This window comes from Aquirufa sp. ROCK2-A2 (assembly GCF_054558485.1).
Genome location: NZ_JBPXKA010000037.1, coordinates 1 through 252, shown reverse-complemented (window position 1 = coordinate 252; position 252 = coordinate 1). Strand labels below are relative to the sequence as shown.

Annotated in this window: 1 protein-coding gene; it reads right to left on the bottom strand. The window is 44.4% G+C overall.

What is annotated here, in order from left to right; all coding sequences use genetic code 11:
• The coding region (locus V7S76_RS13315; RefSeq protein WP_459510630.1) for a thrombospondin type 3 repeat-containing protein at nt 1–252 on the bottom strand (252 nt) is incomplete at both ends.

Sequence of the window (252 nt, the reverse complement as noted above, 5' to 3'; positions counted from 1 at the left end):
GTGTACCATCGCCATCCGTATCTGTTGGTGTACATGGTGCAGTACCTGTACATCCCGCATCTTCGATAGAATCTGGAATACCATCACCATCCGAATCTGTATCTAAATAATCTGGTGTACCATCACCGTCTGTATCAACTGGAGTAGCTCCGTTAGAACCTTTCTCAATTGAATCTGGGATACCATCACCGTCAGAATCTAAGTCTAAATAGTTTGGTGTACCATCGCCATCCGTATCTGTTGGTGTACATG